Origin of the sequence: Pseudoxanthomonas koreensis (assembly GCF_010093225.1) — a bacterium.
Lineage (GTDB): Bacteria > Pseudomonadota > Gammaproteobacteria > Xanthomonadales > Xanthomonadaceae > Pseudoxanthomonas > Pseudoxanthomonas koreensis.
In genome coordinates this window covers 55,813-81,020 of sequence record NZ_PDWM01000010.1, presented here as the reverse complement: position 1 = coordinate 81,020, position 25,208 = coordinate 55,813, and the positions used below count along the sequence as shown (strand labels likewise).

Annotated in this window: 21 protein-coding genes and 1 pseudogene; 10 read left to right on the top strand and 12 right to left on the bottom strand. The window is 70.8% G+C overall.

Features of this window, described 5'->3' with window-relative positions; all coding sequences use genetic code 11:
- Positions 1-104: 104 nt before the first annotated feature.
- Entirely contained in the window at positions 105-1,445 is a 1,341-nt protein-coding gene (gene dnaA / locus CSC64_RS05010; RefSeq protein ID WP_162434223.1) for a chromosomal replication initiator protein DnaA, read from the bottom strand.
- Between the two features lie 240 nt (positions 1,446-1,685).
- Here dnaA and rpmH point away from each other — a divergent pair, with 240 nt between their 5' ends.
- The 5 genes from rpmH (at position 1,686) to CSC64_RS04985 (ending at position 6,767) form a co-directional block, all read left to right on the top strand.
- The gene (gene rpmH / locus CSC64_RS05005; RefSeq protein WP_162434222.1) at positions 1,686-1,826 is read left to right on the top strand and encodes a 50S ribosomal protein L34; all 141 of its coding nucleotides are present in this window, start codon (positions 1,686-1,688) and stop codon (positions 1,824-1,826) included.
- A gap of 58 nt (positions 1,827-1,884) precedes the next feature.
- Complete coding sequence (gene rnpA, locus CSC64_RS05000; RefSeq protein ID WP_162434221.1) at positions 1,885-2,340, top strand: ribonuclease P protein component; 456 nt, start codon at positions 1,885-1,887, stop codon at positions 2,338-2,340.
- Positions 2,341-2,353: 13 nt separating this feature from the next.
- Complete coding sequence (gene yidC / locus CSC64_RS04995) at positions 2,354-4,069, top strand: membrane protein insertase YidC (RefSeq protein ID WP_162434220.1); 1,716 nt, start codon at positions 2,354-2,356, stop codon at positions 4,067-4,069.
- A 189-nt stretch (positions 4,070-4,258) separates the two neighbouring features.
- Entirely contained in the window at positions 4,259-5,605 is a 1,347-nt protein-coding gene (gene mnmE, locus CSC64_RS04990) for a tRNA uridine-5-carboxymethylaminomethyl(34) synthesis GTPase MnmE (protein ID WP_162434219.1), read from the top strand.
- 169 nt (positions 5,606-5,774) lie between these two features.
- Positions 5,775-6,767, top strand: a complete 993-nt coding sequence (locus tag CSC64_RS04985) for an energy transducer TonB (protein ID WP_162434218.1) — start codon at positions 5,775-5,777, stop codon at positions 6,765-6,767.
- A gap of 107 nt (positions 6,768-6,874) precedes the next feature.
- On the opposite strand, the gene CSC64_RS04980 is transcribed toward CSC64_RS04985, so the two are convergent.
- The 6 genes from CSC64_RS04980 to CSC64_RS04955 form a co-directional block, all read right to left on the bottom strand.
- Positions 6,875-8,056, bottom strand: a complete 1,182-nt coding sequence (locus CSC64_RS04980) for an ABC transporter permease (protein WP_162434217.1) — start codon at positions 8,054-8,056, stop codon at positions 6,875-6,877.
- The gene (locus CSC64_RS04975) at positions 8,053-8,799 is read right to left on the bottom strand and encodes an ABC transporter ATP-binding protein (protein WP_162434216.1); all 747 of its coding nucleotides are present in this window, start codon (positions 8,797-8,799) and stop codon (positions 8,053-8,055) included. Before CSC64_RS04975 ends, CSC64_RS04980 begins: the two co-directional genes overlap by 4 nt.
- A gap of 31 nt (positions 8,800-8,830) precedes the next feature.
- Positions 8,831-10,351: an alpha/beta hydrolase gene (locus tag CSC64_RS04970; protein WP_162434215.1), complete on the bottom strand. Its 1,521-nt coding sequence runs from the start codon at positions 10,349-10,351 to the stop codon at positions 8,831-8,833.
- Positions 10,352-10,445: 94 nt separating this feature from the next.
- Positions 10,446-10,640 (bottom strand): helix-turn-helix transcriptional regulator, encoded by a 195-nt coding sequence (locus CSC64_RS04965; protein ID WP_162434214.1) that lies wholly within the window; start codon positions 10,638-10,640, stop codon positions 10,446-10,448.
- Between the two features lie 26 nt (positions 10,641-10,666).
- Complete coding sequence (locus CSC64_RS04960) at positions 10,667-11,248, bottom strand: hypothetical protein (RefSeq protein ID WP_162434213.1); 582 nt, start codon at positions 11,246-11,248, stop codon at positions 10,667-10,669.
- A 116-nt stretch (positions 11,249-11,364) separates the two neighbouring features.
- Positions 11,365-12,087 (bottom strand): FAD-binding oxidoreductase, encoded by a 723-nt coding sequence (locus tag CSC64_RS04955; RefSeq protein WP_238389765.1) that lies wholly within the window; start codon positions 12,085-12,087, stop codon positions 11,365-11,367.
- A gap of 141 nt (positions 12,088-12,228) precedes the next feature.
- On the opposite strand from CSC64_RS04955, the gene CSC64_RS04950 reads away from it, so the two are divergent.
- From CSC64_RS04950 to panE, 3 genes are read left to right on the top strand one after another with little or no spacing between them, the layout of a single operon-like run.
- Positions 12,229-13,182: an ABC transporter ATP-binding protein gene (locus CSC64_RS04950; protein WP_162434211.1), complete on the top strand. Its 954-nt coding sequence runs from the start codon at positions 12,229-12,231 to the stop codon at positions 13,180-13,182.
- Entirely contained in the window at positions 13,179-14,009 is an 831-nt protein-coding gene (locus CSC64_RS04945) for an ABC transporter permease (protein ID WP_238389764.1), read from the top strand. Before CSC64_RS04950 ends, CSC64_RS04945 begins: the two co-directional genes overlap by 4 nt.
- Before the next feature lie 2 nt (positions 14,010-14,011).
- On the top strand, positions 14,012-14,944 hold the full coding sequence (gene panE, locus CSC64_RS04940; protein ID WP_202922312.1) for a 2-dehydropantoate 2-reductase: 933 nt from the start codon (positions 14,012-14,014) through the stop codon (positions 14,942-14,944).
- Positions 14,945-15,038: 94 nt separating this feature from the next.
- Here the strand turns inward: panE and CSC64_RS04935 are convergent.
- Positions 15,039-15,835: pseudogene (locus tag CSC64_RS04935) on the bottom strand (TatD family hydrolase).
- A 148-nt stretch (positions 15,836-15,983) separates the two neighbouring features.
- On the opposite strand from CSC64_RS04935, the gene hrpB reads away from it, so the two are divergent.
- Both hrpB and CSC64_RS04925 read left to right on the top strand, forming a co-directional pair.
- A complete protein-coding gene (hrpB, locus tag CSC64_RS04930; RefSeq protein WP_162434209.1) occupies positions 15,984-18,491 on the top strand; it encodes an ATP-dependent helicase HrpB in 2,508 nt (835 codons plus the stop codon).
- Between the two features lie 183 nt (positions 18,492-18,674).
- Complete coding sequence (locus tag CSC64_RS04925) at positions 18,675-19,055, top strand: hypothetical protein (RefSeq protein ID WP_162434208.1); 381 nt, start codon at positions 18,675-18,677, stop codon at positions 19,053-19,055.
- Between the two features lie 167 nt (positions 19,056-19,222).
- Here CSC64_RS04925 and CSC64_RS04920 read toward each other — a convergent pair whose 3' ends face one another.
- The 4 genes from CSC64_RS04920 to CSC64_RS04905 form a co-directional block, all read right to left on the bottom strand.
- On the bottom strand, positions 19,223-19,780 hold the full coding sequence (locus CSC64_RS04920; protein WP_162434207.1) for a pseudouridine synthase: 558 nt from the start codon (positions 19,778-19,780) through the stop codon (positions 19,223-19,225).
- Positions 19,781-19,961: 181 nt separating this feature from the next.
- The gene (locus CSC64_RS04915; protein ID WP_162434206.1) at positions 19,962-20,825 is read right to left on the bottom strand and encodes a class I SAM-dependent methyltransferase; all 864 of its coding nucleotides are present in this window, start codon (positions 20,823-20,825) and stop codon (positions 19,962-19,964) included.
- 206 nt (positions 20,826-21,031) lie between these two features.
- The gene (aceK, locus tag CSC64_RS04910) at positions 21,032-22,741 is read right to left on the bottom strand and encodes a bifunctional isocitrate dehydrogenase kinase/phosphatase (RefSeq protein ID WP_162434205.1); all 1,710 of its coding nucleotides are present in this window, start codon (positions 22,739-22,741) and stop codon (positions 21,032-21,034) included.
- Between the two features lie 186 nt (positions 22,742-22,927).
- Positions 22,928-25,153 carry an NADP-dependent isocitrate dehydrogenase gene (locus CSC64_RS04905; protein ID WP_162434204.1) on the bottom strand — a complete coding sequence of 742 codons (2,226 nt, stop codon included), beginning with the start codon at positions 25,151-25,153 and terminating at the stop codon, positions 22,928-22,930.
- Positions 25,154-25,208 lie beyond the last annotated feature (55 nt).

The window sequence follows — 25,208 nt, the reverse complement described above, 5'->3', positions numbered from 1 at the left end:
CCGCATTCTCCCCGGGATGTCCTCCACCGCAGAATCTACCGCACCTTCAGCATCGCCGGCTGTGCCGGAAGGCCGGAATGCAGCGCGGCCAGCCATCGCCACGCTCACTCGCTCAACTTGCGGATCAGCTTGTCCCAGTCCTCGCGCAGCTTGCCATCGGTTTCCATCAGGTTGCGGATCTGGCGGCAGGCGTGCAGCACCGTGGTGTGGTCGCGCCCGGCGAAAGCGTCGCCGATCTCCGGCAGGCTGTGCTCGGTCAGTTCCTTGGTCAGGGCCATGGCGACCTGCCGCGGCCGCGCCAGCGAGCGGGTGCGGCGCTTGGACAGCAGGTCCTTCATCTGCAAACCGTAGTAGTCGGCCACGGTCTTCTGGATGTTGGGGATGCCGATCGCCTGCTGCTGGGCGCGCAGCAGGTCGCGCAGCGTCTCCTGGGCGAACTCGATGCTGATCGCACGGCCAGTGAAGTTCGCGCGTGCGGCCAGGGTGTTGAGCGCGCCTTCCAGGTCGCGCACGTTGCTGCGCATCTTCTTGGCCAGCAGGAACGCGACCTCGTCGGGAATGTGCGCGCCGCGCTCGTGCGCCTTCGCCAGCACGATCGCCGCGCGGGTCTCGAAATCGGGTGGATCGATCGCCACCGACAGGCCCCAGGCCAGGCGCGACTTCAGCCGCGGCTCCAGGCCGTCGACCTCTCGCGGGTAGCGGTCGCAGGTCATGATGATCTGCTGGCGGCTGTCGAACAGCGAATTGAAGGTGTGGAAGAACTCTTCCTGGGTGCGGTCCTTGCCGGCGAAGAACTGGATGTCGTCGATCAGCAGCGCGTCGATCTGCTGGAACTGGCGCTTGAACTGGTCGGCGGTCTTCTCCTGCAGCGCGCGGAAGAAGGCACTGTAGAACTGCTCCGAGCGCAGGTACAGCACCCGCGCGCCGGGGTTGGCCGCGCGCATCGCGTTGCCGGCGGCGAACATCAGGTGGGTCTTGCCCAGCCCGGTGCCCCCGTACAGCAGCAGCGGGTTGTGGGCGCGGTCGCCGGGGCGCTGCGCGGCCTGCCAGGCGGCGGCGCGGCCGAGCTGGTTGCTGCGGCCCTCGACGAAGTTCTCGAAGGTGTAGTGGGTGTCCAGGTTGCCGTTGAACGGCTCCACCGGGGCGGCCGGGCGGGGCGCGGCGGCACCACCGGCGGCGGTGGCCAGCGGCGCCCGCGCCGGTTCGGCCGCGCGCGGGCGCGAGCCGATCTCCAGGGCGACGTTCAGGCCGGCGAAGTGCTGGGCCAGCTCGCGGATCCGCGGCAGGTAGCGGTCGCGGACCTGCTCGACGATGAAGGCGTTGGGTGCGTACAGCACCACGCCGTCCGGGCGCTCCTCGGCCTGCAGGGGTTTGAGCCAGGTATGGACATCCTCGGGCGGGAATTCGGCTTCGAGGCGTTCCAGACAACGGGGCCAGGCATCCATCGGAAAGGCAAAACTCGTGGAGGATCGCCCCGACGCCTTCGCGTCGCCGGGCGACCGCGGTGGGTCGGATTCGGACTGGGCAGACTACCATCGGGCCGGCCTTTTCCCAAGATTCATCCACAGGGCATCCACAGGCCCTGTGAAGGCTCCTGGCGCCCGCGACCGTGCCCGGGGTTGACCCGGGCCGTAGCGACCCCCTAGAATTTCCGGTTCTTTCGATCCGAACAGCCGAGTGCCGCCATGGCCACCAAGCGCACCTACCAGCCCAGCAACATCAAGCGCAAGCGCGACCACGGTTTCCGTGCCCGCATGAAGACCGCCGACGGCCGCAAGATCCTTGCGCGTCGCCGTGCCAAGGGCCGCAAGCGCCTCACCGCCTGATCGCCTCGCGGCGCCCCCGTTCCCGGTGGGCCCCAGCCGCGGCGATCCGTCCCCATCGATGAATTCCGGCCCGCGCGCGCGATTCCCTCGCAGCGCGCGGGTTCGTTTGCGCGCCGAATACACCGCCGTGTTCGAGCAGGGCAGCCGCTCCGGCGATCCGCTGTTCGGGCTGCACTGGGTGCCCGGTCCGCAGCCGCCGCGGCTGGGGCTGGCGGTTTCGCGCAAGGTCGACCCGCGTGCGGTCGGTCGCAACCGGATCAAGCGCGTCCTGCGCGAAACCACCCGTCGCCTGCGCCCGCAACTGGCTGGCGGCGACTACGTGGTGGTGGCCCGACCGGCTGCCCGCCGCGCCGGCAACGCCGAGCTGGTCGAGGCCTTCCTCAGGCTGCTGCGCCGCGCCGGCGCATTGCCCGCTCCGGCCACCGGCGGCACAATGCCCGCGGCCACTGTTCCTCCCGTGTCCGGAACCGATTCCCCGACCTCCTCTCCAACGCCGGACCCCCACTCCGGCTGAGCCTGCCTGCCCGATGAACCAGACCCGCGTATTCCTGATCCTTGCCTGGCTGATGGTGGCGATGCTGCTGTGGATGGAGTGGGGCAAGGAACGGGTCGCCCCGCCTGCCCCCGCGACGCCCGCCGTGGCGACCACGACCGGCGCGGATGCCGCCGCCATTCCCGGCGCGGTTCTGGCACCGGCCGCCGTTCCCGCCCCGGGCGATGCCGCGGTGCCGGCCGCGTCGGCCGCGCCGCCGCCGGCCGTGGCCGTGGCTCCGGACGCGGCCGCCCACCGGATCAGCGTGCGCACCGACGTGCTCGACCTGGTGCTGGACGGCGGCAGCGTGCTGCAGGCCGATCTGCTGCAGTTCCCGCAGACCCGCGAGCCCGGCAGCGCGCCGGTGCGCCTGTTCGACACCGACCCGGCGAAGTTCTACGCCGCCCAGGTCGGCTGGGTCAGCGCTGGCGGCGCCGCGCCCAGCCACCAGTCCGGCTTCGTGCCGGACGGCCCGCAGCGCGAGTTCGTGCTGGCCGACGGCCAGCAGCAGGTGGTGGTGCCGTTCGTCTGGCACGGCCCGGACGGCGTCAGCATCCACCGCACCTACACCCTCACCCGCGGCTCCTACGCGGTGGAAGTGCGCGACGAGATCGCCAACCAGGGCAGCGCGCCGTGGCAGGGCCAGGTCTACCGCCAGCTGATCCGCAAGCCGCCGCTGATCAAGCGCGGCTACACCCAGCCGGAGTCCTTCAGCTTCACCGGCGCGGCCTGGTACGACGGCGAATACCAGCGCCGCAAGTTCGACGAGGACTACCTCGAGGACGGCCACGTCAACGCCAGGGCGCCGCGTGGCTGGATCGCGATGCTGCAGCACCACTTCTTCAGCGCGTGGATCCCGGAAGGCGCGCAGCCTTCGACCATCGCCCTCGACGCCCCGCCCAGCGGCGCGCTGGTGCGCGAACTGGGCGAGACGATCCAGGTCGCGCCGGGCGCCACCGCCACCAGCCAGGCGCGCCTGTACGTGGGCCCGAAGCTGGTCTCGCAGATCCGCGCCCAGCAGGTGCCGGGCCTGGAGCGCGCGGTGGACTACAGCCAGTTCTCGATCCTGGCCATCCTCGGCGAAGGCCTGTTCTGGGTGCTGAGCCACCTCTACGGCCTGCTTGGCAACTGGGGCTGGGCGATCATCGGCCTGGTGCTGCTGGTCAAGCTGGTGCTGTATCCGCTGTCGGCGGCGCAGTACAAGAGCTTCGCCAAGATGCGCAAGTTCCAGCCGCGCATCCAGCAGCTGAAGGAACGCTATGGCGACGACCGCCAGAAGTTCCAGGAAGCGATGATGGAGCTGTACAAGAAGGAGAAGATCAACCCGATGGGCGGCTGCCTGCCGATCCTGGTGCAGATGCCGGTGTTCCTGGCGCTGTACTGGGTGCTGGTGGAGTCGGTGGAGCTGCGCCACGCGCCATGGATCTGGTGGATCCAGGACTTGACCGCGCGCGACCCGTACTTCATCCTGCCGGTGATCAACGTGGCGGTGATGTTCTTCACCCAGAAGCTGCAGCCGGCGCCGGGCATGGATCCGGTGCAGCAGAAGATGATGCAGTTCATGCCGGTGGCGTTCGGCGTGATGATGGCGTTCTTCCCCGCCGGCCTGGTCCTGTACTGGGTCACCAACGGCTCGCTGGGCCTGCTGCAGCAGTGGTACATGATGAAGAAGCCCGGCGAGCCGGCGACCAAGGCCGCGCCTGCGAAGTAGGGCGCCCACCACCGGTTGCGAAGGAACCCGCCGCAAGGCGGGTTCTTTTTTTCTGGGCTCTGCTTCTTCTGCGGGGCGGCCCCCTCCGAAGACCATGCTCCACGACCCCCGAATGCACATTCGCTGTATCGAACCGCTACGCTTTCCCGCACCCGCACCCGCACCCGCACCCGCACCCGCACCGCAGCCATGAACCAGACCGACACCATCGCCGCGATCGCTACCGCCCCCGGCGCCGGTGGTGTCGGGATCGTCCGCCTGTCCGGGCCGCACGCACTGGAGATCGCGCGTGCGGCGTGCGGCCGTGAAGCGTTGCCGCGGCGCGCCACCCGAGCGGAGTTCAGCGAAGCCGACGGCGCCGTGATCGATGACGGCATCGTCCTGGTTTTCCCCGGCCCGCACAGCTTCACCGGCGAAGACGTGGCCGAACTGCAGGCGCATGGCAGCCCGGTGCTGCTGCGGCGCCTGGTCCAGCGCTGCTGCGAACTGGGCGCGCGCCCGGCCCGCCCGGGCGAGTTCAGCGAGCGCGCCTTCCTCAACGGCAAGCTGGACCTGGTCCAGGCCGAAGCGATCGCCGACCTGATCGCCGCCGCCGACCTGCGCGCGGCGCGTGCGGCGCGGCGTTCGCTGGAAGGCGTGTTCTCGCAGCGGATCGACGCCATCGCCACAATCCTGCTGCGCCTGCGCATCCACGTGGAAGCGGCGATCGACTTCGTCGACGAACCGATCGAGACGCTGGGCATCGGCCAGGTGCGCACCGACCTGGAGCATCTGTGCGCGGATCTGCGCGCGCTCGTCGCCGAGGCCGAACGCGGCCGCCGCCTGCGCGATGGCGTGCACGCGGTGCTGCTGGGCCCGCCCAACGCCGGCAAGAGTTCGCTGCTCAACGCACTGGCCGGCGATGCGCGCGCGATCGTGGCCGACGTCGCCGGCACCACCCGCGACGTGCTGCGCGAGACCGTGCGCATCGACGGCCTGGAACTGGAGCTGTCCGACACCGCCGGCCTGCGCGAGGGGGGCGACGAGATCGAGCGCGAAGGCATGCGCCGCGCCCACGTCGAACTGGGCCGCGCCGACGTTGCCCTGCTGGTGCTCGACGCGCGCGACCCGCAGGCCGGGCGGGCGGCGCTGGAGGCCGCCGCCGCGCAGGCCCCGGCGCGCCTGTGGATCCTGAACAAGGCCGACCTGCTTGGTGCCGACGTGGCTGCGCGCGCGCCGGCGGCCGACGAAGTGCGGGTCTCGGCGTTGACCGGCGCCGGCCTGGACACGCTGCACGCGGCCTTGCGCGGCCTGGCCACCAGCGGCAGCCCCGACGCGGCCGAAGGCGAGTTCAGCGCGCGCGCGCGCCAGGTCGAGGGCCTGCAGGCGACCCTCGTCAACGCCACCGCGGCTGCCGCAGAACTGTCTGCCGAGAGGCTGGAGCTGGCCGCCGAGGAACTGCGCCTGGCCCATGCCGCGCTGGGCCGGATCACCGGCCAGACCAGCGCCGACGACCTGCTCGGCCACATCTTCTCCAGCTTCTGTATCGGCAAGTAGTCCGCCGGGAGTTGATGGCCGTCACGCTTTTCGCCCCCGGATCCGCCCGCTCCCGGAAGACCGCCGCCGCCGCCGCTTGTGGCCGGCACCCGGCCGGTTGACAATCCCGGCGGATGGCGCGATCAAGGGGGCCATCGGGGTATCACTGGTTTTCAAGGGGGAGTTGCAAATGTTGTCCATGACGATTTCGGCGAAGTCGCGCCTGTGCGCGTGCGTGCTGCTGGCCCTGGCGCTCGGCGCCTGCTCCAGGCAGGAAGAATCCGCCCCGGCCACGGCCGCGCCCGCGCCCGGCGCGCAGACTGCCGCAGCCCCGGCGGCCGCACCGCCGCAGCCGGCGGTTGCCGCCAGCGTGCAGGCGATGAGCGCCGAGCAGTTGCGCGAAGCGGCCAGCCAGGCGCTGCGCGAGAACCGCATGTACGCACCGGCCGGCGACAACGCCATGGAGTACTACCTGGCGCTGCGCGACAAGCTGCCAGACGACGCAACGGTGGCCAGTGCGCTGACCGACCTGATGCCGTACACGGTGATCGCCGCCGAGCAGGCGGTGACCCGCGAGCAGTTCGACGAGGCGCTGCGCCTGGTTGCGCTGATCGAAAAGGCCGACAAGACCGCGCCGGCGCTGCCGCGCATCCGCCAGAGCGTGGCAACCTCGCAGCAGGCCGTGGCCAAGCGCACCGAGGCCGAGGACGCGCGTGCCAAGGCCGAAGTCGAGGCCCGTGCCCAGGCCCAGCAGCAGCAGGTCGCACAGCAGGCAGCCGAAGCCGAGGCCGCCAGGCGCCTGGCCGAACAGCAGGCCGCCGCGCGCCAGGCTGAAGCCCAGCGCGAGGCCGAGCAGCAGGAGGCCGCGCGCCAGGCGGCCGCGGCAGCGGCCCAGCCGGCGCCAGCCGCCGCCACGCCCGCACCGCAGCGCGCGCTGCGTCCGCTCAACATGCCGCCGCCTCGCTATCCGCCCGACGCACTGCGCGCGGGCCTTTCCGGAGAGGTCCTGGTCGAGTTCACCGTCGGCACCGATGGCGCGGTCACCGATGCACGCGTGCTGCGCGCCAACCCGAGCCGCACTTTCGACCGCGAGGCGCTCAATGCGGTGCGCCGCTGGCGCTTCGAGCCGGTCGACGCGCCGATCACCACCCGCCGCACGGTGGCGTTCAACCCGGGCACGTAAGCCGCGGCGAAAGCCGGCGCAGCAGGAAAGCGAAAGGCCCGGCAATGCCGGGCCTTTCCTTGTCTGCAGAACATACCGTGGCTCTTGCAGGAGCTCCACGCCTCCGGTCAGGTGGAGATGGCCAGCTTCTCCTGCCGGTAGCGGATCACGGCTGCCAGCCACAGCAGCAGGGCCAGGCCCACACTGCAGCCCAGGTACACCGCCCACACCTGGACGGAGATCGCCTCGGCGCGGATCACTTTCAGCAGCAGCTGGTTCTGCGCCAGGAACGGCACCGCGAACTGCCACAACTGGGTCTTCACCGGATTCACCATCAGCATCATGGTCGGGATCATCGGCAGCAGCATCAGCCAGGTCATGTGGCTCTGCGCCTCCTTCAGGCTCTTGGCGGCGGCGGCGAGGAAGGTGAGCAGCGAGGTGCCGATCAGCAGCATCGGCAGCAGCACGAACAGCATCTTCGCGATCGACCGGAACGACATGTCCAAAGTGCGGGCGAAGCCGGTGGCGAACTGCGCGCTGAACTTGATCGCCAACAGCGTCAGCAGCAGCGACACGATGCCGAGCACGCAGGCGGCGACGATCTTGCCGCTGACGATTGCCCCGCGTGGCGCTGGCGTGGCCAGCAGCGGTTCGAGCGATTGCCGCTCGCGCTCGCCGGCGGTGGCGTCCAGCACCAGCGCCGCGCCGCCGAGGAAGGCGGTGATGATCAGGAAATACGGCAGCATCACCGACAGCATCAGCCCGCGCTTGGCCTCCGGCGTGGACACGTCGAGGACGCCGACGTTGACTGGTTGCGCCACCGAGGAATCCACGCCACGGGCCAGCAGCCGCAGCGCGCCGACCTGGCCGCTGTAGGCCGACAGCGCCGCCTGCAGGCGGTTGCGCGGGATACCCGAGTCGCGCTGGGTGGTGTCGAGCATCACCTCCACCAGCGCCGGGCGGCCGGCACGCCAGTCCTCGGCGTAGCTTTCGGAAATGCGCAGGCCCACGTCCTCGACCTGGTCGCGCAGGGCGATTTCCAGGTTCGGTGGCGCTTCCACCGCCTTGATCCCCTGGGTGGCCAGAAACGCAACCAGGTTCGGCGCGCGCTCGATGCCGATGGTCGGCACCTCCAGCACCTGCTCGATCTGGGTGCGGGTGCGCTTCTCCATCAGCGCGCCCATGCCCAGGATCAGTACCGGGAACAACAGCGGCCCCAGCAGCAACGTGAGTGCCAGGGTGCGGCGGTCGCGGCCGATGTCGCGCAGTTCCTTCAGCATCACGGTCCACATCGTCGACATCGCGCTCATGCGTGCAGGCCCTCCTCCGAACCGATCACCTTGACGAACGCGTCCTCCAGGTTGTCCTCCCCGGTCTGCGCGCGCAGCTGGTCGGCGGTTCCGGCCGCGACCACCTCGCCCTTGGCGATGATCACGATGCGGTCGCAGAGTGCGGCCACCTCCTGCATGATGTGGCTGGAGAAGATCACGCAGCGGCCCTCGTCGCGCAGGCTGCGCAGGAAGCTGCGCATGGCGCGCGTGGTCATCACGTCCAGGCCGTTGGTCGGCTCGTCGAGGATCACGTTGCGCGGGTCGTGGACCAGGGCGCGTGCGATCGCGGTCTTGGTCCGCTGGCCCTGCGAGAAGCCCTCGGTCTGCCGGTCCAGGATCTCGCCCATGTCCAGTGCCTGCGACAGGGTGGCGATGCGCTCGGCGGTGCGTGTGGCGGGGATGCCGTGCAGCCGCGCGAAGTACTCGATGTTCTCGCGTGCGGTCAGGCGCTTGTACACGCCGCGTGCGTCCGGCAGCACGCCCAGCGCGCGGCGCACCGCGACCGGGTCCTTGGCCGTGTCCACGCCGTCCACCTCGATCTGGCCCTGGTCGGGCTTCATCAGCGTGTAGAGCATGCGCAGGGTGGTGGTCTTGCCGGCGCCGTTGGGCCCGAGCAGGCCGGTGATCTGGCCGTCGAGCGCCTCGAAGCCGACCCCGGCCACGGCGTTCACCGTGCCGGTCTTGGTCTTGAAGCTCTTGTGCAGGTCGTGGGCGCGGATCATGGCGTGGCTCCCGCTGGAATGTGTCGGCGCATCAGGGTTCCCATCCGTTGAAACTGGTGAAAGGAGGCACGTAGGTCATCGTGTCCAGGCAGCCGGCATCCAGTGCCTTGGCATCGGCCGATTCCATGAACTGGCCGAGCAGGCGCGGCATGCAACCCAGCGCCAGGGTGCCGTGGCCCTGCCCGCGCAGGACCAGGTGGCGGCCGTTGGGCAGGCCTTCGAGCACGCGTTCGGCGTAGCGCGGCGGCGTCACCGGGTCGAACTCGCCCGACAGCAGCAGCACCGGCAGCTCCGAGCGCAGCGGCTCGGTGAAGCCTTCCGGCCGGGTGCCATGCGGCCAGCCCGGGCAGGCGGCGAAGAACATCCGCGCGACTTCCGGGCCAAGCAGGGTGTCCCTGGCCGCGGCGTCTTCGACGAAGCGGTCCGCATCCTCGGCGCAGATCACCGACCACTGCATGCCGCGCGCCATCGAGCCGGCGGTATTGCGGCCCATCAGCTCGGACAGCGACCTCAGCGGCGCGTAGCGCCCGTGCGCGGCCTCGTCCAGCACCAGCGGCAGCAGCGAGGCGGTCTGCGGCATGTACGAGAACATGAAGGCCAGGCCGGTGACGGTGCCGGCGTCGACCGTACCGCTGCGGCTCTCGCCGCTGGCCGGATCGCGGAACTCGACCTGCGCCGGTGCGTCCTTCAGCGTGGCCACCAGCGAGGCCAGCTGGGCGTGCGCATCCTGCGGGAAGCGCTCCTTGCAGGCCGGCAGCTGATGGCACTGCTGCGACTGCAGGCGGATCGCGTCCTCGAACGTGTGTGCGAACTCGCCGCCGACCACCAGGTCGTTCGGCGCCACGCCGTCGAGCACGATGCTGCGCACGCGGTCCGGGAAGCGTGCAGCGTACTGCTGGGCCACGCGGGTGCCGTAGGAGCCGCCGACCAGGTTGACCTTCGCCGCGCCGATCGCCCCGCGCACCGCCTCCAGGTCGGCGATCGCGTCACTGGTGGTGTAGAAGCGCGGGTCGGCGCGGTCGGCGACCTTGGCCGCGCATTCGCGCGCCAGCGCGGCGAAGGCCTCCGCGTCGGGCGTGGCCTCGGCCAGGTCTTCCGGCGGCTTGCATTCCAGCGCGTTGGACGCACCGGTGCCGCGCTGGTCGACCAGCACGACGTGGCGCTGCTTGCGCACCGCGGAGAACGCCGGATCCAGCTGCGGCCACACCTGCACCGCCGACTGGCCGGGGCCGCCGGCGAGGAAGAACACCGGGTCGTCGCTGGCCGAGCCCTCTTCGGTGGCCGGCAGCCAGGCCAGGTTGAGCGCGATGTGGCGGCTGGCCGGGTCGGCGCGATTCTCGGGAACCTCGAACGTGGCGCATTGCGCCTGCACGTTGCGCGCGGTCCAGCCGCTGGCCAGGGTGCAGGGTTCGAACGCGATGCCACCGTAGTGGCGGGTGGCCGAGGCGGGCCCGGCGGCGGGGTCGGTGCCGGATTCGCAGCCGCCGAGCAGGGCGGCCGCGGCGGCCAGCGCGGCGAGCGCGGGCAGGTGGCGGATGGTGCGGGACTTCATCTAAGCGGGCCTCGCGGTGCCTGGAAGGGAAAGTTGGAGCGTTGAATCTGCAAGGGCAGGAGTTGCGGTGGAAGTGCCGGTGGTGATGGCGTGGCTATGCATCGGGCAGGAACACGTCCTCGATCCGCAGCCCGAACAGGCGCGCGATGCGGAACGCCAGCGGCAGGCTGGGGTCGTACTTGCCGGTCTCCAGCGCGTTGACCGTCTGCCGCGACACTTCCAGCCGCTCGGCCAGCTCGCCCTGCGACCAGCCCTGCGCATCGCGCAATTCGCGCAGGCGGTTGTTCACGGGTGCGTCTCCATGCGCCGGCACCCTCAGCGGTAGCGCCGCGTCACGGCCAGCTTGGCCAGGCCGTAGGCGAAGCACACCAGCGGGAACATCCACAGCATCGCGAAGGCGGCCGGCATATCGATCACCTTCGCCGCCTGCAGGAAACCGCCACCCATGTACAGCAGCGAGACGAACGCGGTGGCGATGCACACCGCCTCCAGCTCGATGCGCTGCTGCATCTCGTCGACATCGCGGATGTAGCGGACGATGGCGCGCATGGCCAGCGCGATCGGCGGCAGCGGCGCCAGCGCGAGCAGGGCGCGCAGCAGCGGCTCCTCGGTCCGCTTGAGCAGCAGGGTCGAGGCGAACAGGACCAGTGCGTAGCCGCCCATGGCCAGCATCAGTTCGCGGGTGTAGCGGCGGCGCAGGGTCGCCGGCGCGGCATCGCAGGGTTCGGGCAGGCCGTGGCGCAGCAGCGCGGTGAACGCGAGCACCAGCGCGGCGAGGTAGAGCATGGCGACGAGCACGCCGGGGATGCTGCCGGGCAGCAACCGCGGCAGCAGCGCCGCGGCCACGGCCACCACCACGGCGGCGCACAGCAGGTGCCAGGGACGGATGCGTTCCATCACGGAATCTCTGTCAAGGAAGCTTGACAGCGAGGTTAGGCGACGGCCCGGCGGCATGTCAAGCGACCTTTACAGCCTCCCGGGCCGGGCCACCAATGGCCCCACAGGGCGCGCCGCTACTTGTTGCTGACGTATTTCTCCCGGCGCACCTGCGGCACCGGCAGCCCGTATCCCTTCAGGGCCTCGAAGCAGGCGTCGACCATGTCCGGGTTGCCGCACAGGTAGGCGATGTCGGTGGCCGGGTCGGGCGCGAATTCGGCCAGCTGCTGCTGCACGTAGCCGTGGCGCACGTCCGGGTGCGCGTGCGGCGAACCGGCGCCGGGCAGTTCGCGCGACAGGCAGGGCAGATAGCGGAACTGCGGGTGCGCGTCGGCGAAGGCGCGGAAGTCCTCGGCGTAGAGCAGTTCGCCCGGCGTGCGCGCGCCGGCCAGCAGCACCACCTCGATGCCGCGCTCGGCGATCTGCCGGGCCAGCACCGGCAGCATCGAGCGGTACGGGGTGATCCCGGTGCCGGTGCCGATCAGCAGGTAGCGGCGGTTGCGGTCGCCGGGCATCAGGCAGAAGCGCCCGTACGGGCCGCTGGCGTCTATCCGTGCGCCCGGCTCCATGCCCTCGAACAGCGCGGTGGCCGCGCCGCCGGGCACGTGGCTGACCGCGATCTCCACCGCCTCGCCCGGGCCCAGCGCGTGGTCGTGGATCGTGGCCAGCGAATAGCTGCGCCGCGCCGGCGTGCCGTCGGCGTAGTCGAAATGGATCTGGATGAACTGGCCGGGGACGAAGTCCAGCGGCTGGCCATCGTCGCGGGCAAGCACGTAGTGGCCGATGGTTGGCGCCAGCATGCGGCGGTCGACGAGGCGGAGCGGGAAATGGACGGGCACGAGGTCGTTTTTCGCAACAGTCTGTGGCCGGGCCGGGGCCCGGCGGCGACCTATAATAGCCGCAGCCCCGAATCAGGCGCCGGCAGCGGCGCGAAGGCCTGCATGACTTCCCCCGGCCAGGCAGCGGTTCCCGCCCTGCGCGTGCGCGACCTGCGCAAGACCTACGACAACGGCGTACAGGCGCTCAAGGGCGTCTCCCTGGACGTCATGCCCGGCGATTTCTTCGCCCTGCTCGGCCCCAACGGCGCCGGCAAGTCGACCCTGATCGGCATCGTCAGCTCGCTGGTCAACCTGAGCGAAGGCAGCGTGGAAGTGTTCGGCACCGACCTGGTCGCCCGCCGCGGCGAGGCGATGCGCCTGATCGGCCTGGTGCCGCAGGAGATCAACTTCAACCTGTTCGAGCTGCCGTTCGACATCCTGGTCAACTACGCCGGCTTCTACGGCATCCCGCGCGCGGAAGCCGAAGCCATGGCCGAGGCCGAACTGCGCCGCGCGCACCTGTGGGACAAGGCGCGGGTGATGAGCCGCACCCTTTCCGGTGGCATGAAGCGGCGGCTGATGATCGCCCGGGCGATGATGACCCGCCCGCGCCTGCTGATCCTGGACGAGCCCACCGCCGGGGTGGACATCGAGATCCGCCGCGACATGTGGCGGGTGCTCAAGGAGATCAATGCCGCCGGCACCACCATCATCCTGACCACGCATTACCTGGAGGAAGCGGAGAGCCTGTGCCGCAACCTGGCGATCATCGACCACGGCACGATCGTCGAGCAGGGCCCGATGCGCGCACTGCTGGCGAAACTCGACGTGGAAGGCTTCCTGTTCGACATCGACGGGACCCTGCCGGCGGTGCTGCCGGCGATCGAAGGCACCACCCTGCTGGCACTGGACGACCACACCCTGGACCTGGACATGCCGCGGGCGATGGACCTCAACCGGGTGTTCGCCGCGTTGGCCGCCGCCGGCATCCGCGTGCGCTCGATGCGGACCAAGAGCAACCGGCTGGAGGAACTGTTCGTGCGCCTGACCGGTTCGAAGCGGGAGGCAGCCGCATGAAACAGGACGCCGACACGGTCGACACCGCCGTGACCGCCACCGCCACGACCCGCAGCGACGCGGCGCGCAACTGGATCGCGCTGGGCACCATCGTCCGCCGCGAGATGCGCCGCATCCTGCGCATCTGGGGCCAGACCCTGGTGCCGCCGGCGATCACCATGACCCTGTACTTCCTGATCTTCGGCGGCCTGATCGGCTCGAGGATCGGCGACATGGGCGGCTACAGCTACATGCAGTTCATCGTCCCCGGCCTGGTGATGATGAGCGTGATCCAGAACAGCTACGGCAACATCTCCTCCTCGTTCTTCGGCGCCAAGTTCGGCCGCCATGTCGAGGAGCTGCTGGTCAGCCCGATGCCGAACTGGGTGATCCTGTGCGGCTACGTCGCCGGCGCGGTGCTGCGCGGGCTGATGGTGGGCGTGATCGTGCTGGGCATCGCCATGCTGTTCACCCCGGTGCGGATGCCGCACCCGCTGGTGACCCTGACCACGGTGCTGCTGGGCGCGACCATCTTCTCGCTGGCCGGCTTCGTCAACGCGGTCTATGCGAAGAAGTTCGACGACGTGGCGATCGTGCCGACCTTCATCCTGACCCCGCTGACCTACCTGGGCGGCGTGTTCTATTCGGTCACCCTGCTGCCCGGCTGGGCCCAGGCGATGACCCACGCCAACCCGATCTTCTACATGGTCAACGCGTTCCGCTACGGCCTGCTCGGCACCTCCGACGTGCCGCTGTGGGTGTCGTACACGCTGATGCTCGGCTTCGTCGCCGCGCTGGCGACGCTGGCGCTGTGGCTGCTGCGCCGCGGCGTGGGCCTGCGCAGCTGAGCGTGGCCGTGCGCATCCTCGTGCTCGGCGCCGGCGGCACCGGCGGTTACTTCGGCGGCAGGCTCGCCCAGGCCGGCGCCGACGTGACCTTCCTGGTTCGCCCGGCGCGCGCGGCCCTGCTGCGCGAACGCGGGTTGCGCATCCGCAGTCCGCTGGGCGACGCCGGCCTGGCGGTGGCGACGGTGGTGGCGGAAGAAGTCGCCATGCTGCCGCCGTTCGACCTGGTCCTGCTCAGCTGCAAGGCCTACGACCTGGACAGTGCGATGGACGCGATCGCCGGCGCGGTCGGCGATCGCACCGGCGTGCTGCCGATCCTCAACGGCCTGCTGCACTATCCGGCGCTGGACGCGCGCTTCGGCCGCGAACGCGTGCTGGGCGGGCTGTGCTTCATCAGCGCCGTGCTCGGTGCCGACGGCGAAGTCCAGCACCTGGGGCGCCCGGCCTCGATCACCTTCGGCCTGCGCGAAGGCAATGCCGACACCGGCGTGCTGGCGCGGCTGGCCGATGCCTGCGCGGCGGCGGGCGTGGACCACCACCACGCCGCCGACATCGGCCAGGCGCAGTGGACCAAGTTCAGTTTCCTCGCCGCGCTGGCCGCCGGCACCTGCCTGATGCGCGGCAGCGTCGGTGCGATCGTCGCCGGCGAAGGCGGCGAAGCGTTCATGGCCGCCCTGCACGAAGAATGCCTGGTGGTGGCCGCCGCCGAGGGCCATCCGCTGCCGGCCGACGAAGTGGCGATCGCGCACGGCCACCTGACCCGTGCCGGCTCCCCGGTCACCGCCTCGATGCTGCGCGACCTGGAAGCCGGCCGCCGCGTGGAAGCGCTGCAGATCGTCGGCGACATGGTCCACCGTGCGCACGCGGCCGGGCTGGAAGTGCCGCGGCTGCAAGCAGCCTGGGCGCACCTGCAGGTCTACGAAGCCGCCACCAGGTAACCCAGCGGCATTTCCGGGCTACCCCCTGTAGGAGCCCGCACGAGGGCGACCCGACGCCGCCCGACCATCACCGCGCTCAACGCGACCTTCCCCTTCACCCCTGCACCGGCAACCGGAACAACACCCGCGCATTGGCCGTCGTCCGCGCCGCCACCGCCGCCACCTCCTCACCCCGGTCCCGCGCCAGCTCCTCCACGATGTGCGGCAGGAACGACGGTTCGTTGCGCCGGTCCTTCGGCATCGGCCTGAGCGTGCGCGGCAGCAGGTACGGCGCGTCGGTCTCCACCAGCAGGCGGTTGGCGGGGATGTGCTTCACCAGCTCGCGCAGGTGCGCGCCGCGGCGCTCGCGCACAGCCAGCCGGTGATGCCGATGTACCAGTCGTTGTCGAGGTAGTCGAACATCTCCTCGCGGGTGCCGGTGAAGCAGTGCACGACCGCCGGGCCGAGCCGGCCGTCGAAGTCCTTCATGATCGCCATGAAGTCGGCGTGGGCGTCGCGCTGGTGCAGGAACAGCGGCTTGGCGGTGTCGGCGCCGATCTGCAGCTGGCGCTCGAACGCCCGGCGCTGTGCCGGGCGCGGCGAGAAGTCGCGGAAATAATCCAGTCCGCATTCGCCCACCGCCACCACTTGCGGGTGCGCGTGCAGGGCGCGCATTTCCGCGTCGCATTCGTCGGTGTATTCGCTGGCGTGGTGCGGGTGCACGCCGGCGGTGGCGTAGAGCATGCCGGGATGCCGCTGCGCCAGTTCCAGCGCCAGCGGCGAGTGCTCGCGGCTGGCGCCGGTCACCACCAGCTGCGCTACCCCGGCCGCGCGGGCGCGGGCCAGCACCTCATCGCGGTCGCGGTCGAAGCTGTCGTGGGTGAGGTTGGCGCCGATGTCGACGAGCTGCATGCGGGAACTACCGGTGGGGGCCCCCTATTGTAGGAGTGGACCTGGCCGCGACACGAACGTCGGAATGGCGATGACGTCGCCTGTGCCGCAGACGCCGGGTCGCGGTCATGCCCGCTCCTACAGTGGGCGGCCCCGTATCCTTGCGCCCATGGATTCCGCTTCGTTCCCCATTGCCCCGCTGCTGCCGGCGATCCGCGACAGCCTCGCCGCGCACCCGCGCCTGGTGCTCGAGGCTCCGCCCGGCGCCGGCAAGACCACCCAGGTGCCGCTGGCCCTGCTCGACGCTCCATGGTTGCAAGGCCGCAGGATCGTGATGCTGGAGCCGCGCCGCGTGGCCGCACGCAGCGCCGCGATGTTCATGGCCCGCCAGCTCGGCGAGGAGGTGGGGGGCACCGTCGGCTACCGGATCCGCTTCGAGAACCGGGTGTCCGCACGCACCCGGATCGAGGTGGTCACCGAAGGCATCCTCACCCGCATGATCCAGGACGATCCCCTTCTGGAAGGGATCGGCGCGCTGCTGTTCGACGAGTTCCACGAGCGCCACCTGTCCGCCGACCTCGGCCTGGCCCTTGCCCTGGACGTGCAGGCGCAGCTGCGCGAGGACCTGCGCCTCATGGTGATGTCGGCCACGCTGGACGGCGAACGGCTCGCGCGCCTGCTCGATGCGCCGCGGCTATCCAGCGAAGGCCGCAGCTTCCCGGTGCAGGTGTCGCACTTCCCGGCGCGGCGTGAGGAATCGATGGAGACGCAGGCGCGGCGTGCGGTCGAAGGCGCGCTGGCGAAGCATCCCGGCGATGTGCTGGTGTTCCTGCCGGGGCAACGCGAGATCGCGCGGGTGCAGGCCGCGCTGGAAGCCGCTGCGCTGCCGCCGGGGATCGAGGTCCTCGCCCTGCACGGCGAACTGCCGGTGGAACAGCAGTCGCGCGTGCTGCAGCCTTCGCCCGACGGCCGCCGCCGCGTGGTCCTCGCCACCAATGTCGCCGAATCCTCGGTGACCCTGCCCGGCGTGCGCGTGGTGATCGACAGCGGCCTGGCGCGCGAGCCGCGCTTCGATCCCAACAGCGGTTTCTCGCGCCTGGATGCGGTCGCGATCTCGCAGGCTTCGGCCGACCAGCGCGCCGGCCGCGCCGGGCGCGTCGCCGAGGGCTGGGCCTGGCGGCTGTGGCCGGAATCGCAGCGGCTCGAAGCACAGCGCCGGCCGGAAATCGCCCAGGTCGAACTGGCCGGGTTGGCGCTGGAACTGGCGGCCTGGGGCAGCGACGCGCTGCGTTTCGTCGACCTGCCGCCGTCCGGCGCCCTGGCCGCCGCGCGCGAACTGCTGCAGCGGCTGGATGCGCTGGATGCCGATGGCCGCATCACCGCCGCCGGCCGCGCCATGCTCGCCCTGGGCACGCACCCGCGCCTGGCGGCGATGCTGCAGGCTGCGCGCGGGCCGCGCGAACAGGCGCTGGCCGCCGACCTGGCCGCGCTGCTGGAAGCGCGCGACCCGCTGCGCAGCCGCAGCGATGCCCTGGCCGGCCGCTGGCGCGCGCTGGCCGCTTTCCGCAGCGGCCGCGTGCCACCCGACGCCGGTCGTTCCGCGCTGGCCGCGATCGACGCGGCGGCGAAGCAGTGGCGCCGCCGCCTGCGCAGCGAAGCCGCGCCACCCGCCGACATCGAAGCGCACGAACTCGGCGACCTGCTCGCCCATGCCTTCCCCGACCGCATCGCCGCGCGCCATCCGTCCGATCCGCTGCGCTACCAGCTCGCCAACGGCCGCACCGCGAAGCTGTTCGACGACAGCGCCCTGCGCGGCGAGCCGTGGCTGGTGGCCAGCGAGCTGCGCTTCGAACCGCGCGGCGATGCGCTGCTGCTGCGCGCCGCGCCGGTGGACGAGGCCCGCCTGCGCCGTGATTTCCCCGCCCGCTTCGTCGACCACGAAGGCGCGGTGTGGGATGCGGAACGGCGTGCGCTGGTGGCGCGGCGCGAATCGCGCTTCGACCGCATCGTGCTCGACAGCCGCCCCGCGGGGCGGGTGGATCCGGCGCAGGCCGCGCAGGCACTGGCGGACGCGGTGCGCGAACTGGGCCTGGAAGCGCTGCCGTGGACGGAATCGCTGCGCCAGTGGCAGGCACGCGTGGTTTCGCTGCGGGCGTGGATGCCGGAGCTGGCATTGCCCGATGTCTCCGACATGGCATTGCTGGCCACGCTGGACGACTGGCTGAAGCCCGCCTTCGCCGGCAAGACCCGGCTCGATGCGCTGTCGGAGGACCAACTCGGCGAAGCGCTGAAGTCGCCGCTGGAATGGAGCCTGCGCCAGCAGGTGGAACGCCATGCGCCGTCGCGGATCGGCGTGCCCTCGGGCATGGAGCGGCGGATCGAATACGCGCTCGACCACGAAGGCGTGCCGCAGCCGCCCGTGCTGGCGGTGAAGCTGCAGGAACTGTTCGGCCTGGCCGACACACCGCGCATCGCCGACGGCCGCGTGCCGTTGACCCTGCACCTGCTCTCGCCCGGCGGCAAGCCGCTGCAGGTCACCGGCGACCTGCGCAGCTTCTGGGACCGCACCTACCCGGAGGTGAGGAAGGAGATGAAGGGGCGCTACCCGCGGCACCCGTGGCCGGAAGATCCGTGGAGCGCGGCGGCGACGCACCGGGCGAAGCCGCGGGGGACGTGAAGCACCGCAACCCGTGGCGACGGTGCCAGGCTCCGGGACTCCCAAGACCTGCCTTGCGCTGCCGGATGAACCGCGGCCATCGCCGCACCCGGCTCGCGGCCTGCCGCCGCCGCCGCTGACGTATCGTCCACATGCCATCGCCGACACTGGCGATGCCTCCCACCCTCCTCCCGGGGATTTCCTATGAGCAAGCTGACCATCATTTCCGACCGCGCCCTGGAACTGGCCGGGCACGCCGGCGCCGGGTTGCGCCATGCCGGCGCGAGCCTGCGCGATGCCGGCGTCGGCGCCGAGCAGTGGATCAGGACCGGCGCGGCGCTGGGCGCGGCCAAGGCCGGTTTCAGCGTGGCCCGCGGCACGGTGCGGCGCCATCCGGTGGCGGTGGCCACCGCCGCGGCGGTGGTCGGTGCCGGCGTGCTGGCCTACGTGCTGTACCGCAAGAAGCGCGAGCGCGACCTGCAGCAGCCGATCGACGGCGAATCACTGCGGATCCCGCGCGAAGCCGGCGGCACCGCCACGCGCAGCCGCACCACGCGCACGCGCCGGACCTCGACCAGGGCCTGAAGCCTCGGCGGGCGATTCTGCTGCCGTCGGCTTCACCTGTAGGAGGCCACTTCAGGGGGCGACCCGATGCCGTCTGAAGGCTGCTGCGTTGAACGCGTGATTTCCGGAGCGGCCGCGTTGAACGCAGCGTGTTTCGTTGCCACTAGGTCGCCCCCTGAAGTGGGCTCCTACAAAAGGCGCCACTGGCCGGGTTGCAGCCAGTGTCCGGTGTCGCCCGCCGGGCCGAGCGAGTGGCTACCCATCGCCACGCGCACCAGCCGCAGCGTCGGCAGGCCCACCGCCGCGGTCATGCGCCGCACCTGGCGGTTGCGGCCTTCGGTGATGACGATCTCCAGCCAGGCATCGGGTACGGTCTTGCGGTAACGCACCGGCGGATCGCGCGGCCACAGTGCCGGCGCCGGATCGAGCCGGCCGACCTTCGCCGGCAGGGTCGGACCATCGTTGAGCTGCACGCCCTGCCGCAACGCCTGCAGCTGTTCCGGCCGCGGATCGCCCTCCACCTGCACCCAGTAGGTCTTGGCCTGTTTGTGGCGCGGATCGGTGAGCCGGTGCGCGAGCGCGCCGTCGTCGGTAAGCAGCAGCAGCCCTTCGCTGTCGTGGTCCAGGCGCCCGGCCGCGTACACGCCGGGCGGCAGGCCGAAGCCGGCCAGGGTCGGCCGCGGCGGCACGCTGCGGTCGGTGAACTGGCACAGCACGCCATAAGGTTTGTTGAAGGCGATCAGCATGCGTGGGCGGGCGTGGCGACCAGGCCGAGGGCCACCGGACCGTTCCGGGTCCAGGCCGTGGCCGCGGGTGGCCGCGGCTGCATGTACGGATCGAAGCCGGTCGTCATGGGGGCGCGGGGGAGCCGCGGTGGCTTCAAGGGCGCGGGGCCGCGGCGGCGGCCCACACCCCCCACTCTTCACTTCATTCCCCGCGCGGCTTCACGAAGCGCAGCGTCATCCGGTCGCTTTCGCCGATCGCCTGATACTTCGCGCGTTCGGCTTCGGGGTGGTTGTTGGATGGCGGCAGGGTCCACACGCCGTTGGGGTGGTCCTTGGTGTCGCGCGGGTTGGCGTTGACTTCGCTGGTGGCGTCCAGCTTGAAGCCGGCGGCCTCGGCCATCGCGATCACCTGGTCCTGGCCGACGTAGCCGCTCTTGTCGTCGGCCGGCACGTCGCCCTTGGCGCGGTGCTCGGCCAGGCCGAGCACGCCGCCGGGCTTGAGTACGTCGTAGAAGCCCTTGAACATGCCCTCGGCCTGGCCCGCGCCGCGCCAGTTGTGCACGTTGCGGAAGGTCACCACCATGTCGGCCGAGCCCGGCGCGCCGAACGACGGCGCCTTCGGGTCGTAGGCGACGACGGTGGCCTGGTCGAACTGCGCCGGCGCGTCGGCGAACTTCTTCGCCAGCCCGTCCTTGCCCTTCTGGTAGTAGTCGCGCTGGCGGCCGGCCTCGTAGGCCGCCGGATCGACGATCGCCGCTGCGTACTTGCCGTGCTCCTTCAGGTACGGCGCCAGGATCTCCGCATACCAGCCGCCGCCGGGGGAGATCTCGACCACGGTCATGTCCGGCTTGATGCCGAAGAACGCCAGGGTCTGCCCGGGATGCCGGTACTGGTCGCGCGCGGTGTTGGCCGGGTCGCGCCAGCTGCCGTCGATGGCGGCCTGCAGCGTGGCATCGGGTGCGGGCACGGTGGCGGCGTCGGCGGGCTTGGCGGCATCCGCGCCCGGTACCGCGGCGGCGAGGGCGATGGCGAGCAGGGAGGCGAAGGACATCGGGGTACGGATCATCTCGGGTCTCCGGTGCGGACGTGGCGCGAGCCTAGCACGCGCGTCCGGCCCTTCCTGTAGGAGCTCCCTTCAGGGGCGACCCGAAGGCGTCGGGGATACGACGGTCAACACGACAATCGCCGGAAGTGCGCGTTCAGCGCGGCGTTGTTCCTGCGGCGTCGGGTCGCCCCTGAAGGGAGCTCCTACAGGAATGCGTCCGCCGTGCTCTACGCCAGTTTCAAGGCTTCCGGGTACGGCGGCATGTCCGGCCATTCGCCGTCGCGTAGCTGCGCCTGCAGCTGCCGCCACCACTGCGGCCGGAACAGCTGGCCGTGCACGGTCGCCAGCGCCGCGGCCAGCGGCGCCGGCAGGCCCATGAACTGGGCGAAGCGTTCCGGGAACACGTCGCCGGGCGCAACGTGGAACCACGGCTCGGCCGCCATCTGCTCCTCGAAGCTGGCCGGCTGCGGCCACTCGCGGAAGTGGCATCCGCTGACCGGCATGATCTCGTCGTAGTCGTAGAACACCACCTTGCGGTGGCGCGAGACGCCGAAATTCTTCAGCAGCATGTCGCCGGGAAAGATGTCGTTGCGGGCCAGGTCGACGATCGCCTGGCCGTAGTCCAGTGCCGCCGCATGCGCGCCTTCGGGCGTCTGCTCGCGCAGGTACAGGTCCAGTGGCCGCAGCCGGCGCTGCACGTAGCACAGCCGCAGCACGATGTCGTCGCCGTCCTCGGCCAGGCTGGCCGCGCAGCTGTCGCGCAGTTCGGCCAGCAGCGAAGGTTCGAAGCGCTCGCGCGGGAAGCGCAGGTGGCGGAACGGCTGCGCATCGAGCAGGCGCCCGACCCGGTCGAGGCGGAATACGCGCTCGTACTGCGCCTCCACTTCCTCGCGCGTGGTCGTCTTCGGCCAGGCGAAGCGGTCGCGGATCACCTTGAACACCAGCGGTTGCCCGGGCAGGGTGAACACCGCCATGACCATGCCCGGCGTGCCTTCGGCGCGCACCAGCCGCTCGGCCGGATGGGCGTGGAAGTAGCGGAAGAAGCTGCGGTAGCGCTCGGTCTTGCCCTGCTTGGCGCGGCCGAGCACGGTGTAGAGCTCGTCGATCGGCTTGTGCGGCAGCAGCGAGCGCAGGAACACCACCGCATCGCCCACCGTCGGCAAATCCGCCTGGAAGTAGCTGCGCGATACGCCGAACAGCTGGGCCACGTCGGCGCGGCGGGTCAGCACCGCTTCGGCGCGGATGCCGTCGGTGCCGTTCACCAGCGCTATCACGCAGGGCGAGAAGCGGTGCTCGCCGAACACGCGCCCGACCAGGTAGGCGCGGCGCTCGCGGAAGAACACGGTGTCCAGCAGCTCGATCCCGCGCACCGGGTGCTCGCCCCAGTGCGCAAGGTCGTCCTGCAGGCGCACCGCGATCGCCGCCGCGCAGCGGGTGCGGTGCGCCCAGGGCGCGTCGAAGCGCTGGTTTTCCAGCACGCGGATGAAGGCGTCGGTCGGTCGCGATTCGGACACCGCGTAGGCGTGCCGCGCCACCGGGCGGGTGATCGCGTCGGTGGGCTCGATGTCCAGGGCCACGAACTCGATCGCCGGGTCCACGCCGCGGGTGCGGAAGAAGCGCCGGGTCAGGGTGTTGTAGAAGGTCTTGTACAGCTCGCCGTCGATGGCGCCGGCCACGAGCGTGGCGAACGCGTCGCGCACCGCGCTCCACAGCGCACGGTCGTGGGCCTGCGTGTCCAGCTGCGCGGCCAGGCGCCGGCTGCATTCGTCGATGCAGGCGTCGTACAGGTCCAGGCGCTCGGCCGCGTCGGCGCGCGCGCCGGCCCAGTCGCGCGCCTCGAAGCGTCCGCGTGCACGGCGGCTGGTCGCGGCGAAGCGCGCGTTGTAGTCGTCGAAGGCGTCGCGGATCAGCGCGGCGATGGCGGCGGCGTTGGGCATGGCCCGATCTTAGGCGCTGCCGCCCCTTTCCTGTAGGAGCCCACTTCAGGGGGCGACCCGATGGAGCTGGGTGAAGCGGTGTTCAACGCAACCGGTCCGGAGACGTCGCGTTGAACGTGGCGTATCCCGACGGCGTCGGGTCGCCCCCTGAAGTGGGCTCCTACAGGGGGCGTAACCGCGAGGGGGCTAGAGGGCGGCCAGCGCGGCGTTGAAGGTCGCCGACGGCCGCATCGCCGCGCCGGCCTTGGCCAGGTCGGGGTGGTAGTAGCCGCCGATGTCCACCGCCTTGCCCTGCGCGCCGCTGAGCTCGCCGACGATCTTCGCCTCGTTCTCTGCCAGGGCCCTGGCCAGCGGCGCGAACTTCGCCTTCAGGCCGGCGTCCTGGTCCTGCGCGGCCAGCGCCTGCGCCCAGTACAGGGCCAGGTAGAAGTGGCTGCCGCGGTTGTCCAGCTCGCCGACCTTGCGCGCCGGCGAACGGTTGTTGTCCAGCACCAGGCCGTTGGCCTGGTCGAGCGCGGCGGCGAGCACGCCGGCGGCGGCATTGCCGGTCTGTTCGGCCAGGTGCTCCAGTGAGGCGGCCAGGGCCAGGAACTCGCCCAGCGAATCCCAGCGCAGGTAGTTCTCCTCGACGAACTGCTGCACGTGCTTGGGCGCCGAACCGCCGGCGCCGGTCTCGAACAGGCCGCCGCCGGCCATCAGCGGCACGATCGACAGCATCTTGGCGCTGGTGCCCAGCTCCAGGATCGGGAACAGGTCGGTCAGGTAGTCGCGAAGGACATTACCGGTCACCGAGATGGTGTCCTTGCCCTTGCGGATGCGCTGCAGCGAGAACTCCGTCGCCTCCACCGGCGAGAGGATACGGATGTCCAGGCCGTCGGTATCGTGGTCCTTGAGGTACTTCTCGACCTTGGCGATCACCTGGCGGTCGTGCGCGCGCGCGCTGTCCAGCCAGAACACCGCCGGGGTGTTGCTCAGGCGCGCGCGGCTGACGGCCAGCTTGACCCAGTCCTGGATCGGCGCGTCCTTGGCCTGGCACATGCGCCAGATGTCGCCGGCCTCGACCTTGTGCTCGAACACGACCTGGCCGGCGTCGTCGGTGACGCGCACGCTGCCGTCGGCCGGGATGCGGAAGGTCTTGTCGTGGCTGCCGTATTCCTCGGCCTTCTGCGCCATCAGGCCGACGTTGGGCACGCTGCCCATGGTGGTCGGGTCGAACGCGCCGTGCGCCTTGCAGTCCTCGATCACCACCTGGTACACGCCGGCGTAGCAGCGGTCCGGGATCAGCGCCTTGGTGTCCTGCAGCTTGCCTTCGGCGTTCCACATGCGGCCGGAGTCGCGGATCATCGCCGGCATCGAGGCGTCGACGATCACGTCGCTGGGCACGTGCAGGTTGGTGATGCCCTTGTCGGAGTTGACCATGGCCACGGCCGGGCCGGTGGCGTATGCCGCCTCGACATCGGCCTTGATCGCTGCCTGCTGCGCTTCGGGCAGGGATGCGATGCGCGCGTACAGGTCGCCGATGCCGTTGTCCGGCGAGAAGCCGACCGAGGCCAGCGCGTCGGCATGCTTCGCCAGCGCGTCCTTGTAGAACTCCGAGACCACCACCCCGAACATGATCGGGTCGGAGACCTTCATCATGGTCGCCTTGAGGTGCAGCGAGAACAGCACGCCCTGAGCTTTCGCGTCGGCCACCTGCGCTGCGACGAAGGTCGCCAGCGCCTTGCGGCTGAGAGTCGAGGCATCGACGATCTCGCCGGCCTTGACCGCGGTCTTCTCCTTCAGCACCACGACCTGGCCGTCGGCCTGGTGCAGCGAGATCTTCAGCGCGCCGGCCTGCGCGACCGTGGCCGACTGCTCGCTGCCGTAGAAGTCGCCGCCGTCCATGTGCGCCACGTGGGTCTTCGAATCCCGGCTCCACGTGCCCATGCGGTGCGGATGCTTGCGCGCGTAGTTCTTCACCGAGGCCGGCGCGCGGCGGTCGGAGTTGCCTTCGCGCAGCACCGGGTTCACCGCGCTGCCCTTGGTGCGGTCGTAGCGGGCCTGGATGTCCTTTTCCTTCTCGTCCTTCGGCGCGTCCGGGTAGTCCGGCAGCGCGAAGCCCTGCGCCTGCAGTTCCTTGATCGCGGCCTTGAGCTGCGGCACCGAGGCGGAGATGTTGGGCAGCTTGATGATGTTGGCTTCCGGCTTCGTCGCCAGCTCGCCCAGCTCGGCCAGGTGGTCGCCGATCTTCTGCGCGTCGCCGAGGTAGTCCGGGAACTGCGACAGGATGCGGCCGGCCAGCGAGATGTCGCGGGTCTCGACCTGGATCCTGGCGGTGCCGGCGAAGGCCTGCACGATCGGCAGCAGCGACTGGGTCGCCAGGAACGGGGCTTCGTCGGTGGGCGTGTAGATGATCTTGGGCGGGTTCGACATGGTCTGCGGGGGCTCTCTTGCGGATCGAGTGACAGAACAGGAGGCGGCCGGGACG